The organism is Bradyrhizobium sp. LB14.3, assembly GCF_040547985.1.
In the GTDB taxonomy this organism is placed as follows: domain Bacteria; phylum Pseudomonadota; class Alphaproteobacteria; order Rhizobiales; family Xanthobacteraceae; genus Bradyrhizobium.
On sequence record NZ_JBEPQT010000040.1, the window covers coordinates 26,340 to 39,841 of the forward strand.

At 62.0% G+C, this 13,502-nt stretch carries 16 protein-coding genes and 2 pseudogenes; 13 read left to right on the plus strand and 5 right to left on the minus strand.

Annotation, left to right across the window (positions count from 1 at the left end; genetic code table 11):
- Positions 1–106: 106 nt before the first annotated feature.
- The 9 genes from ccoN to ABIB00_RS35905 all read left to right on the plus strand — a co-directional run bounded on the left by ccoN (position 107) and on the right by ABIB00_RS35905 (position 9,236).
- Positions 107–1,756: a cytochrome-c oxidase, cbb3-type subunit I gene (gene ccoN / locus ABIB00_RS35865; RefSeq protein ID WP_354052039.1), complete on the plus strand. Its 1,650-nt coding sequence runs from the start codon at positions 107–109 to the stop codon at positions 1,754–1,756.
- A gap of 10 nt (positions 1,757–1,766) precedes the next feature.
- Positions 1,767–2,501, plus strand: a complete 735-nt coding sequence (gene ccoO, locus ABIB00_RS35870; RefSeq protein WP_354052038.1) for a cytochrome-c oxidase, cbb3-type subunit II — start codon at positions 1,767–1,769, stop codon at positions 2,499–2,501.
- A gap of 13 nt (positions 2,502–2,514) precedes the next feature.
- On the plus strand, positions 2,515–2,679 hold the full coding sequence (locus ABIB00_RS35875; protein ID WP_354052036.1) for a cbb3-type cytochrome oxidase subunit 3: 165 nt from the start codon (positions 2,515–2,517) through the stop codon (positions 2,677–2,679).
- 6 nt (positions 2,680–2,685) lie between these two features.
- A complete protein-coding gene (gene ccoP, locus ABIB00_RS35880) occupies positions 2,686–3,561 on the plus strand; it encodes a cytochrome-c oxidase, cbb3-type subunit III (protein ID WP_354107617.1) in 876 nt (291 codons plus the stop codon).
- Between the two features lie 101 nt (positions 3,562–3,662).
- Complete coding sequence (gene ccoG / locus ABIB00_RS35885) at positions 3,663–5,129, plus strand: cytochrome c oxidase accessory protein CcoG (protein ID WP_354107618.1); 1,467 nt, start codon at positions 3,663–3,665, stop codon at positions 5,127–5,129.
- Between the two features lie 15 nt (positions 5,130–5,144).
- Positions 5,145–5,630, plus strand: a complete 486-nt coding sequence (locus ABIB00_RS35890) for a FixH family protein (RefSeq protein ID WP_354107619.1) — start codon at positions 5,145–5,147, stop codon at positions 5,628–5,630.
- A 9-nt stretch (positions 5,631–5,639) separates the two neighbouring features.
- Positions 5,640–7,829: a cation-translocating P-type ATPase gene (locus ABIB00_RS35895; protein WP_354107620.1), complete on the plus strand. Its 2,190-nt coding sequence runs from the start codon at positions 5,640–5,642 to the stop codon at positions 7,827–7,829.
- Positions 7,829–7,990: a cbb3-type cytochrome oxidase assembly protein CcoS gene (ccoS, locus tag ABIB00_RS35900; RefSeq protein WP_148752182.1), complete on the plus strand. Its 162-nt coding sequence runs from the start codon at positions 7,829–7,831 to the stop codon at positions 7,988–7,990. Before ABIB00_RS35895 ends, ccoS begins: the two co-directional genes overlap by 1 nt.
- The gene (locus ABIB00_RS35905) at positions 7,959–9,236 is read left to right on the plus strand and encodes a cyclic nucleotide-gated ion channel (RefSeq protein WP_354107627.1); all 1,278 of its coding nucleotides are present in this window, start codon (positions 7,959–7,961) and stop codon (positions 9,234–9,236) included. The genes ccoS and ABIB00_RS35905 overlap by 32 nt, the downstream gene beginning before the upstream one ends.
- Before the next feature lie 66 nt (positions 9,237–9,302).
- Here the strand turns inward: ABIB00_RS35905 and ABIB00_RS35910 are convergent, their stop codons facing one another.
- The gene (locus tag ABIB00_RS35910) at positions 9,303–9,491 is read right to left on the minus strand and encodes a hypothetical protein (protein ID WP_354107621.1); all 189 of its coding nucleotides are present in this window, start codon (positions 9,489–9,491) and stop codon (positions 9,303–9,305) included.
- Positions 9,492–9,823: 332 nt separating this feature from the next.
- Positions 9,824–10,108 (minus strand): helix-turn-helix domain-containing protein, encoded by a 285-nt coding sequence (locus ABIB00_RS35915; RefSeq protein WP_354107622.1) that lies wholly within the window; start codon positions 10,106–10,108, stop codon positions 9,824–9,826.
- 229 nt (positions 10,109–10,337) lie between these two features.
- On the opposite strand from ABIB00_RS35915, the gene ABIB00_RS35920 reads away from it, so the two are divergent.
- On the plus strand, positions 10,338–10,469 hold the full coding sequence (locus tag ABIB00_RS35920) for a hypothetical protein (RefSeq protein WP_354107623.1): 132 nt from the start codon (positions 10,338–10,340) through the stop codon (positions 10,467–10,469).
- Between the two features lie 15 nt (positions 10,470–10,484).
- Here ABIB00_RS35920 and ABIB00_RS35925 read toward each other — a convergent pair.
- Positions 10,485–10,886 (minus strand): annotated as a pseudogene (locus ABIB00_RS35925) (GNAT family N-acetyltransferase); the annotation flags it as partial.
- Positions 10,887–11,427: 541 nt separating this feature from the next.
- A complete protein-coding gene (locus ABIB00_RS35930) occupies positions 11,428–11,637 on the minus strand; it encodes a GDCCVxC domain-containing (seleno)protein (protein WP_354052021.1) in 210 nt (69 codons plus the stop codon).
- A 554-nt stretch (positions 11,638–12,191) separates the two neighbouring features.
- On the opposite strand from ABIB00_RS35930, the gene ABIB00_RS35935 reads away from it, so the two are divergent.
- Together ABIB00_RS35935 and ABIB00_RS35940 are read left to right on the plus strand one after the other, a co-directional pair.
- Positions 12,192–12,494 (plus strand): hypothetical protein, encoded by a 303-nt coding sequence (locus ABIB00_RS35935; protein WP_354107624.1) that lies wholly within the window; start codon positions 12,192–12,194, stop codon positions 12,492–12,494.
- Complete coding sequence (locus ABIB00_RS35940; RefSeq protein WP_354107625.1) at positions 12,484–12,717, plus strand: hypothetical protein; 234 nt, start codon at positions 12,484–12,486, stop codon at positions 12,715–12,717. The genes ABIB00_RS35935 and ABIB00_RS35940 overlap by 11 nt, the downstream gene beginning before the upstream one ends.
- Before the next feature lie 49 nt (positions 12,718–12,766).
- Here the strand turns inward: ABIB00_RS35940 and ABIB00_RS35945 are convergent, their stop codons facing one another.
- Positions 12,767–12,952 (minus strand): hypothetical protein, encoded by a 186-nt coding sequence (locus tag ABIB00_RS35945; RefSeq protein WP_354052015.1) that lies wholly within the window; start codon positions 12,950–12,952, stop codon positions 12,767–12,769.
- A 185-nt stretch (positions 12,953–13,137) separates the two neighbouring features.
- Here ABIB00_RS35945 and ABIB00_RS35950 point away from each other — a divergent pair.
- Positions 13,138–13,502: pseudogene (locus tag ABIB00_RS35950) on the plus strand (transposase); the annotation flags it as partial.

Here is a 13,502-nt window from a genome sequence, read left to right on the forward strand (position 1 = left end):
AAAATACCGCTCATACGAAGAACCAAAGACCAATCTTGATCTCAATCAATTCTCGGCGAGGGTGAATGTGGTTTCTGGCGGCGTGTTCTTTCAGAGAGAATCCGCGATGCCCCAGCCCTCCATCTCCAAGTCCATGACGTCAGGTGAAAGCGGCCTGGCGGCGTTGTTCGCGGTCACTGCCTTCCTGTGCCTGATCGCCTCGGCCAAGGCGCTCGACGCGCCGTTCGCCTTTCACGCCGGACTGAGTGCGGCGGCGAGTCTGGCCGCGGTGTTCTTCATCATCAACCGCTATTACGATCGTCCGGCGGCGCTGCCGCCTGCGGAGATCAATGGTCGTCCCAACTGCAACATGGGCCCGATCAAGTTCTCCGCCGTCATGGCGATGGTCTGGGGCATCGCGGGCTTCCTGGTCGGGCTCATCATCGCCTCGCAGCTGGCCTGGCCCGCGCTGAACTTCGACCTGCCGTGGATTCAATTCGGCCGATTGCGGCCGCTGCACACCTCCGCCGTGATCTTCGCCTTCGGCGGCAACGTCCTGATCGCGACATCGTTCTACGTCGTGCAGAAGTCCTGCCGCGCGCGGCTCGTCGGCGATCTCGCGCCCTGGTTCGTCGTGCTCGGCTACAATTATTTCATCCTCATCGCCGGCACGGGCTATCTGCTCGGCGTCACGCAGTCCAAGGAATATGCCGAGCCGGAATGGTATGCCGACCTCTGGCTCACCATCGTCTGGGTCACCTATCTGCTGGTCTTCCTCGGCACCATCCTGAAGCGCAAGGAACCGCACATCTTCGTGGCGAACTGGTTCTATCTTGCCTTCATCGTGACGATCGCGGTTCTGCATCTCGGCAACAACCCCGCGCTGCCGGTGTCGTTCTTCGGCTCCAAATCCTATATCGCCTGGGGCGGCATCCAGGATGCGATGTTCCAGTGGTGGTATGGCCACAACGCGGTCGGCTTCTTCCTGACCGCGGGCTTCCTCGCCATCATGTACTACTTCATTCCGAAGCGCGCGGAGCGGCCGATCTATTCCTATCGGCTCTCGATCATCCACTTTTGGGCGCTGATCTTCCTCTACATCTGGGCAGGTCCGCACCATCTGCACTACACCGCATTGCCGGATTGGACGCAGACGCTCGGCATGACCTTCTCGATCATGCTGTGGATGCCTTCGTGGGGCGGCATGATCAACGGCCTGATGACGCTGTCGGGCGCCTGGGACAAGCTGCGCACCGATCCCGTGCTGCGCATGCTCGTCGTCTCCGTCGCCTTCTACGGCATGTCGACCTTCGAGGGACCGATGATGTCGATCAAGGTGGTCAATTCACTCAGCCACTACACCGACTGGACCATCGGCCACGTGCATTCCGGTGCGCTCGGCTGGGTCGGTTTCGTCTCCTTCGGCGCGCTGTACTGCCTGGTGCCGTGGGTCTGGAATCGCAAGGGCCTCTACAGCCTGAAGCTCGTCAACTGGCATTTCTGGATCGCCACTCTCGGCATCGTTCTCTACATCTCGGCGATGTGGGTGTCCGGCATCCTCCAGGGCCTGATGTGGCGCGCCTACACCTCGCTCGGCTTTCTTGAATATTCCTTCATCGAGACCGTCGAGGCGATGCATCCCTTCTACGTCATCCGTGCCGCCGGCGGCGCGCTGTTCCTGATCGGCGCGCTGATCATGGCCTACAATCTCTGGATGACGGTTCGCACAGGCGAACAGGAAGTCCAGATGCCCGTCGCTCTTCAGGCGGCGGAATGAGGAGCTTCCCATGTCGTTCTGGACACGTCACCAAGTCTTCGAAAAGAACTCGATCATCCTGGTCGTCGGCATTTTGCTGGTGATCGCGATCGGCGGTCTCGTCGAGATCACGCCGCTGTTCTACCTCAAAAGCACGATCGAGGTGGTCGATGGCATCAGGCCGTATACGCCGCTGGAGCTCGCGGGCCGCAACGTCTACGTCCGCGAAGGCTGCTATCTCTGCCATTCCCAGATGATCCGTCCCTTGCGCGACGAGGTCGAACGCTACGGTCATTTCTCGCTCGCGGCCGAGAGCATGTTCGACCATCCGTTCCAATGGGGCTCGAAGCGCACCGGTCCTGACCTTGCTCGTGTCGGAGCAAAGTATTCCGACGACTGGCACGTCACTCATCTGAGCAATCCGCGCGCGATCGTTCCGCAATCGGTCATGCCGGGCTATCCGTTCCTCAGCTCGACAGAAGTCGATCCAGGGACGATAGGCGACCATATGCGCACCCTGCGGACGGTCGGCGTTCCCTATACAGACGACCAGATCGCCAGCGCGGCCGCCGATATGAAGGCCCAGGCCGATCCGGATAATGCCGGCACCGACGCCTTCACCAAACGCTACGCCAAGGCGGTCGTGCGCAATTTTGACGGCAAGGCCGGCACGCCGACCGAGATGGATGCCCTGATCGCATATCTCCAGATGCTCGGCACGCTGGTCGACTTCAAGATCTACAACGAGAAAGCCAATCTTCGCTGAGAAGGCACCACCGATGAAAGCCATTCTGACACTCGACAATCTCGCCTCGGGTCTCGTGACCACGATCTGGACGCCGGTCTTCGTCGCGATCTTTCTCGCGATCATCGCCTACGCACTTTGGCCCCGCAACAAGGCTGAGTTCGACAAAGCGGCACAGCTGCCGCTGCGGGAGGAGTAAGACATCATGACCGAACATCATGGCGAATTCGATTCCGTTTCCGGCAGATCCACGACAGGGCATGAATGGGACGGCATCAAGGAGCTCAACACGCCGCTGCCGCGCTGGTGGGTGATCACCTTCTATCTCACCATCGTCTGGGCGATCGGCTACTGGATCGTCTATCCGGCCTGGCCGCTGATCTCCAGCAACACGACAGGACTGTTCGGCTACTCGACGCGCGCCGACGTCGCGGTCGAGCTCGCCAATCTCGAGAAGATCAGGGGCGACAAGATGGCGGCGTTGGGCGCGGCCTCGCTCGCCGACATCGAGAAGGATCCGGCCTTGCTGGCGCTCGCGCGCGCCAAGGGCAAGACCGTGTTCGGCGACAATTGCGCGCCGTGCCACGGCTCCGGCGGCGCCGGCGCCACGGGTTATCCGAACCTGAACGACGACGACTGGCTGTGGGGCGGCACGCTCGACCAGATCATGCAGACCATCCAGTTTGGTGCCCGCTCCGGTCATGCCAAGACCCATGAAGGCCAGATGCTCGCCTTCGGCAAGGACGGCGTGCTGAAGGGCGACGAGATCGTTTCGGTCGCCAATTACGTCAGGTCGCTGTCGGGCCTCTCGACCGGAAAGGGCTATGACGCCGCCAGGGGCGAGAAGATTTTTGCGGACAATTGCGTCGCCTGCCATGGCGATGGCGGCAAGGGCAACCCGGAGCTCGGTGCTCCCAATTTGACCGACAAGATCTGGCTCTACGGCTCTGACGAGGCGACCCTGATCGAGACCATTAGCCAGGGCCGCGCCGGCGTCATGCCGGCCTGGGAAGGACGGCTTGATCCTTCCACCATCAAGGCGATGGCGGTCTACGTCCACTCCCTGGGCGGCGGAAAATAGTTGAGGGGCGGGGGCGAACAGAAACGCCCCCGCTTGAGCTGGATCAACTGACGCGGCGTGGTCGGGGCTAGGTTGAATCGCACCTCGAGAAGTCCCAGGCGATGAACAAGACCGTGAACCCGAACGAGCTCACATCGGACGATGATAACGGACCGCTCTATGTGGCCCAGAAGAAGGTGTATCCCCAGAGCATCTCCGGGACCTTCCGCCGGATCAAATGGGGCCTCATGGCATTCTGCCTTGGGGTCTATTACTTCCTGCCCTTCGTGCGCTGGAACCGCGGCGTCGGCGCGCCCAGCCAGGCGGTGCTGGTCGATCTTCCCAACAGCCGCTTCTACTTCTTCTTCATTGAGCTGTGGCCGCAGGAGGTCTATTACTTCACGGGCCTGCTGATCGTCGCCGCGGTGGCGCTGTTTCTGATGAACTCGGTCGGTGGGCGCATCTGGTGCGGCTATCTCTGCCCGCAGACGGTCTGGACCGACCTATTCTACGCCGTCGAGCGCTTCGTCGAAGGCGACCGCCGCGAGCGGATGCGCAAGGACAAGGCGGGCGGTGCGCTGACGCTCAAGCGCGTCTCCGAGATCGCCCTCAAGCATGCGATCTGGCTGATGATCGCCTGGTGGACGGGCGGCGCCTGGGTGCTCTATTTCAACGATGCGCCGACGCTGGTGAAGCAGCTTCTCACGTTGCAGGCGCCAATGATCGCTTATATCTGGATCGGCATCCTGACGGCGACGACGTATGTGCTCGCCGGCTTCATGCGCGAGCAGGTCTGCACGTATATGTGCCCGTGGCCCCGCATCCAGGCCGCGCTCACCGATGAGTGGGCGCTCAACGTCACCTACCGCTACGATCGCGGCGAGAAGCGCACCTCGGTGAAGAAGGCCGCGGAGCTGCGCGCACTCGGCGAGCATGTCGGCGACTGCGTCGACTGCTATCAATGCGTCGCGGTCTGCCCGACCGGCATTGACATCCGCAACGGGCCGCAGCTCGAATGCATCCAGTGCGGGCTCTGCATCGACGCCTGCGACAACGTCATGACCAAGATCGGCCGGCCGAAGCGGCTGATCGGCTATGGCAACGACATCAACATCCAGCGCCGCCTGGACGGAAAGGCGCCGATCTATCGCATCGTCCGCGCTCGCACCATCGCCTACAGTGCGATCATCGCGGCCGTCGGCGGCATCATGCTCTACGTGCTGGCGACCCGCACTCTGCTCGACCTCAACGTGCTGCACGACCGCAACCCGGTCGCGGTCAAGCTCAGCGACGGTTCGATTCGAAACGCCTATACGGTACGTCTTCTGAACAAGAGCGGATATGATCGCGTCGTCGCGATCGATGCGGACGGCCCGGCTAATCTGACCATACATGTCGTCGGTGCCGATTCCGTGACGCCGGCCCGCCCGATGATCGTGATCCCGCGCGACTCCACCAGCGAGCTGCGGCTGCTCGTCACCGCGCCAGCTGACAGCAATCCGGAGAAATCGATCCCCGTGCGCTTCCACGTCACCGATATCGGGCTCGGCGAGGTTGCCACCACCACCGACAATTTCGTCTCGCCGTAACACCAGGAGACTGCCATGGCCATCAAGCCGCTGACCGGATCCAACGTGTTCCTGATGCTGGTCGCCTTTTTCGGCGTCGTAATCGGCGTCAACGTCACCATGATGAAGCTCGCGATCGCGACGCTGCCCGGCACCGACGTCGACAGCCCCTATGCCGCGGGCCTCACTTACGATCGCGAGATCTCGGCGGCACGGGACCAGGTCGCGCGCAACTGGAAAGTCAGTGCGCATATCGAGCGGCGCGCCGACGGCCACGCCGTGCTCCAGCTCGACGCGCGCGATGCGGCGGGCCAGCCGGTGACCGGATTGAAATTCGAGGGCCGCCTGGAGCGGCCGACCGATAAGCGCGCAGATCTCGCGGTCGAGCTATCCGAGGCCGGCAGCGGCATCTATCGCGGCGATGCCGCATCGGTCGCGCCGGGTCAGTGGGATCTCGTCATCGAGGGCGATGCCAAGGGCGACCGCGTGTTCCTGTCGCGTAACCGCGTGATCCTGAACTGAGATCCCACCATGCAGGTGACACGCGATTTCTCTCACTATGTCCGCGCCGTGGGCGCTGGCCTTCAGCACATCGACCTCGCGGTCGAGGGCGTTCACTGCGCGGGTTGCATGGCCAAGATCGAGCGCGGTCTGTCGGCCATTCCTGATGTCACGCTGGCGCGGGTCAACTTCACCGACCGGCGCGTCGCGCTGGAATGGAAAGAGGGCACGCTCGATCCTGTCCGCTTCATCGATCGGCTCGAGGAACTCGGCTACAAGGCCTATCCCTACGAGACCGAGAGCGCGGAAGCGACCGAGATCGCGGAATCGCGCTTCCTGCTGCGCTGCCTCGGCGTTGCGGCGTTCGCCACCATGAACGTGATGATGCTGTCGATCCCGGTATGGTCGGGCAACGTCTCGGACATGCTGCCCGAGCAGCGCGACTTCTTCCACTGGCTCTCGGCGCTGATCGCACTGCCGGCGGTGGCCTATGCCGGCCAGCCGTTCTTCCGCTCGGCCTGGCGCGCGCTGTCGAACAAGACCACCAACATGGACGTGCCGATCTCGATCGGCGTGTGCCTCGCGCTCGGCATGTCCGTGGTCGAGACCGTCCACCACGCCGAGCACGCCTATTTCGATGCGGCGATCATGCTGCTGACTTTCCTGCTGGTCGGCCGCTTCCTCGACCAGAACATGCGGCGGCGGACCCGCGCGGTCGCGGGCAATCTCGCGGCGCTGAAGGCGGAGACTGCGGCCAAGTTCGTCGCGTCTGATGAGATTTTTCAGGTGCCTGTCGCTGCAATCTATCCCGGCGACATCGTGTTGCTGCGGCCAGGCGAGCGCTGCGCCATCGACGGCACCGTAATCGAGGGGCGTTCCGAGATCGATCAAAGCCTGATCACCGGCGAGACGCTCTATGTCACGGCGGAGCAGGGCACGCCGATCTATGCGGGCTCGATGAACATCTCCGGCACGCTGCGGGTGCGGGTCTCGGCGGCGTCGGAAGCGACGCTGCTCGCCGAGATCACGCGGCTGCTCGACAACGCGCTGCAGGCCCGTTCGCGCTACATGCGGCTCGCCGATCGTGCCTCGCGGCTCTACGCGCCGGTGGTGCATGCGACCGCGCTCATCACTATTCTCGGCTGGGTCATCGCCGGCGCGAGCTGGCATGATGCGATCATCACCGGCGTTGCGGTCCTCATCATCACCTGTCCTTGTGCACTCGGGCTTGCGATTCCGACGGTGCAGGCGATCGCCTCGGGCGCGATGTTCAAGTCCGGCGTGCTGCTCAATTCCGGCGATGCCATCGAGCGCCTGGCCGAAGTCAACCATGTCATCTTCGACAAGACCGGCACGCTGACGCTGCCGGCTCTCGAAGTCACGAACGCGGCCGACATTCCCGCTGATATCTTCCAACTCGCCGGCCGGCTCGCGTTGTCGAGCCATCATCCTGTCGCGGCTGCCGTCGCGCAGGCCGCGGGTGCCAAATCGCCGATCCTCAATGCGGTCGAAGAGGCCGGGCAGGGCGTGCGTTCCACAGTCGACGACGTTGATATCCGCCTCGGCCGTCCAACCTTCTGCAGCGCAGAAGCGTTGGTCAGCGGGAACAACCTCGATCCTGAGGCCTCCATCGTGGCCTTCAGCAGGGGAAGCGAAAAATTCATCTTCTCCGTGCGGCAGGGCCTTCGCCCGGACGCCCCAGCCGTGATCGCGGCATTGAAGGCGCGCAATATCGGCATCGAGATCCTCTCCGGCGATCGCGAGCCCGCGGTGATTGCGGCAGCCCATGCGCTCGGCATCGCGGAGTGGCGGGCCGGCGTCACGCCGGCCGACAAGATCGCGCGGATCGAGGAATTGAAGCAGCGCGGCGCAAAGGTGCTGATGGTCGGTGACGGCATGAACGACGCGCCGTCGCTCGCGGCGGCCCATGTCTCGATGTCGCCGATCTCGGCCGCGCATCTCAGCCAGGCCACCGCCGATCTCGTCTTCCTCGGCCGGCCGCTGGCGCCGGTCGTCGCCGCCATCGATTCGGCACGCAAGGCGTTGCATCTGATGCGGCAAAATCTCTGGCTTGCGATCGGTTACAATGTGCTGGCGGTGCCGGTTGCGATCAGCGGCGTGGTAACGCCGTTGATCGCGGCTGCGGCGATGAGCGGATCCTCAATTCTGGTGATGCTGAATTCGCTGCGGGCGCGCAGCGGCTCGCGGGAGATCGTGTGATGGAAATCCTGGTCATCCTGGTCCCGCTGGCGCTGGCCCTCGGCGGAGCCGGCCTCGTCGCCTTCCTCTGGTCGCTCCGCAGCGGCCAGTACGACGATCTCGACGGCGCCGCCTGGCGCGCAATTGCTGATGATGATCCGCCGCAGGATCGCTCGGTCTGAAGCCGTCGTCGGCGGGGAGGTAACGGTGTGTCGCCTTCATCAGGGAACGCAATTTCGTCAACGTCTATACGGCATCCTCGATCAGGGCTCCGCCGTCGATAGATTCGGTGCGGTCGTGAACTGGACACTGATCGGGCTCATAGTTGTCACGCTCGCCGCGACCGTGCTGGAATCCGTGCCGAGGCTGGCAGGCCAGTATGCCAAGGCGTTTCAGGCGATCGAATATGCTGCCCTGCTCACCTTCACGATCGAGTATGCAGCGCGGCTGTGGACGGCGATCGAACATCCGAGGTGGCGACGGTTCGGCGCAATCCGTTCACGCGTGCGTCTGGCGGCAAGTCCAGCCGGGCTGATCGATCTCGCTGCGGTGCTGCCATTCTGGCTGCCCCTGTTCATAGCGGCCGATTTTAAAGCACTTCTGGTCCTGCGCCTGATACGCTTCTTCAAGCTCACCCGCTATTCTCCCGCGATGCGCTCGTTACTGGAGGCGCTCTATGCCGAGCGTCGGGCGCTGGTCGGCTGCTTTGTGATTCTATGTGGCGCGACGCTGATCGCGGCTGCACTGATGCATCTCGCCGAAGGTGCCGCCCAGCCGGACAGGTTCGGCACCATCCCCGACGCGATGTGGTGGGCGATCGTGACGCTCGGAACGGTAGGGTATGGCGACGCCGTACCGATAACCACGGGTGGCCGGCTGATAGCCGGATTGACGATCTTCGTCGGGCTGCTGATGGTGGCGCTGCCAGTAGGTATCGTGGCGACGGCATTTGCCAACGAAGTGCATCGCAGGGATTTTGTCGTCACCTGGGGGTTGGTGGCGAGGGTTCCCTTGTTCAGCGAATTAACTGCTGCACAGATCGCAGATGTGATGAAGATTCTCCGCGCGCAGAAGGTGAACAAGGGAACGACTATTGCCCGTCGCGGCGAGCCTGCGCATTCGATGTATTTGATATTAGATGGAGAGGTGGAGATCAGGCTGCGCCACAAGCATGTCCATCTCGGCGCTGGTGACTTCTTTGGCGAAATCGCCGCCTTGCGGCAATCGCGCCGTTCGGCAACCGTGATTGCGCTGCAAACGACCCGCCTGCTTGCGCTCGACGCTTCCGACCTGCACAGCCTGATGGACCGGGAGCCGCAGATTGCGGCCCGCATCCGAGACGCGGCGCAGGCGCGACTGGGCGAAGAATTGGAAACAACAGGCGGCGATCTGATGCCGGCTGAACTGCCAAATACCAAGATTATCTAGAGCGGACTGCATCTGATGCGGCGGTACTTGTGCCTCGCGGTGGCCTGCAAGCGCCGTGGGCCGCGGTCAGCGCGCCAGCAGCAGCAACGCGAACATGATCGCGGTGAATAATATCAGCAGCTTCCAGTTCGGGCGCTTGCGCCGAGAACCGAATCGGGATCCCGCAAACCAGACGATGGCTATTCGTTTGATAAACAGCGGTTCTTTCATCAGCAGCAGCTCATCGGCAGCGTGGTTGGCATCCGGTAGCGCCAATGCGTCGCGGTCACGGTTACGGGTCTCAGTGTTTCGGCATCAAGCCAGCCGTTACCGTGGCGCAGGCACGCTCGCTTCAGCGGGGCGACGTGATCGCTGATGACGGCCAGCTCGATCTCGCGATCAAACGGCGCCGTCGCAATTTCCCGCCACCCTAGCGGACTTGGAAGTCGCGACCAAAAGTCTGCAATCCAGTTCATGGCCCGATTTTGCGACGACGGGGGCATGGCGACGTTGAGCTGCGTCGAAAACGAAAGGTGGGACAACCGATGTTTTCTTGAGACCTGGGCGAATTTCGAACAGTCGGAACTGGTGGCGTCGACACGTCTCTCTTAAGCTCCATTCCGCCGCGCCTTCGGTTGGGTGTGGTGAATCGCCGAGGCAAGTCGGAGTAACAGGACGATGGAGACATTGCCTTTGCCGCCCTCGATCTGTGCAATATACCGCTCGGAGATGCCGGACCTGCGAGCAAGTTCTCGGCGCGACATTTCGCAATGCATACGCGCGCTGCGCACACGGTTTCCGAGTTCGGCCAGAAATTGGGCCTCGGAGTATGGCGGCATTACCTTTGTGCCGGGCAATGCCTCATCTGCAAAAGCGAAGACGTCTTCCAACATTGATCCAATCCCATTTTGTTTTCTAAACCGCAGAATATGGCGAAGTCTGCGCCGCTTCCTTGCGATGGATCAACCCTGAGACGCGACGCACGCCATCGAGCGTTTCGCGGCGGTCCTCTTCGTCATCGCCGGGAGCGTCCCGTCCGGCCGCGATATTGAGCTTGCCAATGAAAATCACGGCGCATCCATCGAAGCCCCTCAGCTTGAGGCGCGCGCGCTTCAGGCTCAAGTGTCAGGCGCGGTTCAGCATCCGCTCAGCATGCTCGTGCCGGTGCTCGTGCCGCTGGTCGCGATCGTCGCCAAGAACTTGCGAACGACGGCGGAGAAGTCCGCCGCAACGTCCGCCGAAGCGGGCTCCTAAAGCGCGCGAGCGCGCTCATAGCTTGAGCCGGACGTCGCAGATGTCAGGCTCGGTCGGATCCGGTCTGACCTCGAAGCCGAGTTGCCGGCACATCTCGACCATCACGGTGGTCTCCTTCAGCACGTCGCCCGATATGGCCTTCAGCCCTTCCGCTCTGGCGTAGTCGATGATCAATTCCATCAGAGCCCATCCAAGCCCTCTGCCCTTGAGGTCGGACCGCAGCAGGATCGCGTATTCGCCGCAGATCGAGTCCGAATGGAGGCGGACCACGCCCACCATCTCGCCGGTCGCCTCGTCGAACGCGATAAAGGCCATCGCACGCGCATAGTCGAGCTGGCTCAGGCGCGCGATGAATTCGTGAGTGAATTCCTTCATCGGTGCAAAGAAGCGCAGGCGGAGGTCGTGCGGTGTCACATGGGGGCGGTCCATGTGGGCCGCCCTTTGTCGTATGCGATAGCCGCCCGCTTGGTCGGTTGGTCTGATTTCGGGACAAACCGACCTCGGAGGCGGCAGCGTCATAATTAATCGCAAGAACAATAAATTAGCTGGTCGGTTGGTCCGATTTTGCAGTCCGTCGCTTTACGTGTGGTCGGTCGGTCTGAAGAGCGACCGACCGGACTAACCGACTTCACAATTACTTAGCTGATTCCAGACCGACCGCCCTAACTAACCGACCCTCGCAGGTCGGTTGGTCGGTTAGTGCGTATATAGAGATACGCACTGACCGACCGACTGCTTGGCTATCAGCCGTTCAGGCCGTCAGGCGGAAGCGACAGAGGACGGGGAAAACAGGCCGCGCAACAAATCGCGATCTTACGGGGACGATTTCACCCATAGGTGAGGGCCGCGTGTGCGGGCGCGCGGCCCTTGTCCTTCCAGATGGGACATGCGCCGCGCGGGTCTACCCGGTCCCGGGTCTGCGCGGCGCTCCACCAGGCCGCGCGGTCGCAACAAAGGATCAGTTACAGCAGGCGCCTTTCCCGTTCTTCTGAACTGGCGGACAAGGAACTGAACCGAAAGAGCAGAACACGCAGCAATCGCCCTGCTTAGGCTTCAATCGGATGCCGCAGCCCTGGCAGTCATAGAAGAACTGGCAGGCGTCAGTTGGCATTGTCTCAGCCGAGCGGTGATCACACTGCGGACAGGTCAATATAGACTGCAACTGCATTTACCGATGCGTCCTCATGAATTTCAACAGGTGTACCAACAAACAAGGTTGCGATTGCGAGGGCGGCAGCGGTGAGCGCTGCGCCTGCGAGCGTAGATGGCCCATGCCACGGCTAGGAGCGCTGCGCTGAACTCCTGTCCTAATCAACTTCGCTGTCTTCAAATCCGATTGACCTCGCAAGCTCGTCATACTCGTCCGTCAAAATTTCGAGTCTATGCGCGAATTCCGAGTCTCCGGCACCTTCTGCGAGTTGACGCAACCAAATGGCTCTCGAACGCGACCTTTCTTTCGGTGTCAGGGCAAGCGGGCGCTTTCGGATGCATTTGATTTTCCTCCTGTGCTGACAGAAAGGCTCGCCCCGAGGAGCGGCCTTTCCATCCTTGGGAACTGATTGTGCGCGGCACTTGAAGCCGTCTCTTTGGCAGACGCTGAAAATTACTCACACCTGCGGGCAATTACTATCGTGCAGCGCACAAAACCCGCACTCGCGCGGGCCTATCCGGGCAGCGCCGCGTTCACACTCGCAAACCCGCCCCACTTAGAGAGAACCGCTGATGACCAAACAATCCGACCAAACAATGAGTTTGACCGACCTGCTGGCGCTTTCTGAAGACGCCCGCCTGGGGCGTGCCGCCGAAGCACTTGAAAAGATCGCCGCTGCCGCGCCCCGTATCGCGGATGCTGTGGAAGTGTTGGCGGGCTTACTCGCGAGCTGCGTCGGAGTAGGCTCCGCGCGGTGCTATGGCGAGAACGAGCGCGCCGGGCACGAAGTCCCCCTGAACTACTTGCGAAGCGGAGACGGGTCGAAGCCCTTTGCGTGCGACGCCGACAAATCGGGCGACGACGATGGACAATGAAGCGCTTGCGGGCGAGCTAAACGCACTCGCCCATCTCATCAACCAAGCTTCCGAAAAGCTCGATGCCATCAGCCGCATTCCGGGCATCGCGGATACGCTGCGCCATGCCGTGCCGCAAGTCGTGCCGGGCTCTCCGTTCGCGATTCTTATCGAGCAAGCTGAACGGTGGCGCGAGATTATGCCGGAGCCGAGCGAGCCCACCAAGTGGAGCCCACCGAACTGATCGCGTGGGAAGAGTAGCCGCGCCGCATAGCTGCGCAGCTCTCGCCTGATCAGCGCTGGTGACCCAAGCCGATGCCCAATACAAGGGCCTTCTGACGTAGGGAACCGATGGTGCGCTTCATCTCCTTCGAGATTTTCAGAACTGGCGTTCGATCCTTCGAATGCTTCTTGAGACTCCGCAAATCAGCAGGTGTCCACTCGCGTCGCGTTGGCTTCTTCTTGGCAGGACGTTTCAACTGGTGCGTCTCCTTAGTCTTCGATGAGCGGCGCTGTTAGCACAGCGGGCAGAACTTTCAACTAACAAGCAGGTAATAACTGAACCATGTCTACAATCAGAGCCGGCCTCGCAAATTTGAACAGGACGCTAAGTGGAGTTTCTGCCTGACGGCGGGCACGATAAGCCCGCGAATCAGGAGAGACGATGAACAGACGACCGCGCCGGAACCACACAGCGGCCTTCAAGGCGAAGGTGGCGCTTGCCGCCGTCAAGGGTGACCGGACGATAGCCCAACTGGCCGAGCACTTTGATGTTCACCCCAATCAGATTACGGCCTGGAAGGCCCAGCTCGAAGGCGGGGCATCTGGCGTATTCGGCCCGGGCAGCGCTGCGTCGGCGGCGCCCGCGATCGACGTGAAGTCGCTGCACGCCAAGATCGGAGAGCTGACGCTGGAGAACGATTTTTTAGAAGGAGCGCTCACCAAGGCGGGATTGCTGAGCGCAAAGCGATGATCGACCGTGAGCACGATCTGTCGATCACCAAGCAGGCTGAGGTTCTGCGGATCAGC

Coding starts and splice junctions, on each gene's coding strand:
- ccoO (WP_354052038.1), top strand. CDS start 1,767: ATGTCGTTCTGGACACGTCACCAAGTCTTCGAAAAGAACTCGATCATC.
- ABIB00_RS35890 (WP_354107619.1), top strand. CDS start 5,145: ATGGCCATCAAGCCGCTGACCGGATCCAACGTGTTCCTGATGCTGGTC.
- ABIB00_RS35940 (WP_354107625.1), top strand. CDS start 12,484: ATGGACAATGAAGCGCTTGCGGGCGAGCTAAACGCACTCGCCCATCTC.
- ABIB00_RS35905 (WP_354107627.1), top strand. CDS start 7,959: ATGATGATCCGCCGCAGGATCGCTCGGTCTGAAGCCGTCGTCGGCGGG.
- ccoP (WP_354107617.1), top strand. CDS start 2,686: ATGACCGAACATCATGGCGAATTCGATTCCGTTTCCGGCAGATCCACG.
- ABIB00_RS35915 (WP_354107622.1), bottom strand. CDS start 10,108: ATGTTGGAAGACGTCTTCGCTTTTGCAGATGAGGCATTGCCCGGCACA.
- ABIB00_RS35895 (WP_354107620.1), top strand. CDS start 5,640: ATGCAGGTGACACGCGATTTCTCTCACTATGTCCGCGCCGTGGGCGCT.
- ABIB00_RS35930 (WP_354052021.1), bottom strand. CDS start 11,637: ATGCAGTTGCAGTCTATATTGACCTGTCCGCAGTGTGATCACCGCTCG.
- ccoS (WP_148752182.1), top strand. CDS start 7,829: ATGGAAATCCTGGTCATCCTGGTCCCGCTGGCGCTGGCCCTCGGCGGA.
- ccoN (WP_354052039.1), top strand. CDS start 107: ATGCCCCAGCCCTCCATCTCCAAGTCCATGACGTCAGGTGAAAGCGGC.
- ABIB00_RS35875 (WP_354052036.1), top strand. CDS start 2,515: ATGAAAGCCATTCTGACACTCGACAATCTCGCCTCGGGTCTCGTGACC.
- ABIB00_RS35935 (WP_354107624.1), top strand. CDS start 12,192: ATGACCAAACAATCCGACCAAACAATGAGTTTGACCGACCTGCTGGCG.
- ccoG (WP_354107618.1), top strand. CDS start 3,663: ATGAACAAGACCGTGAACCCGAACGAGCTCACATCGGACGATGATAAC.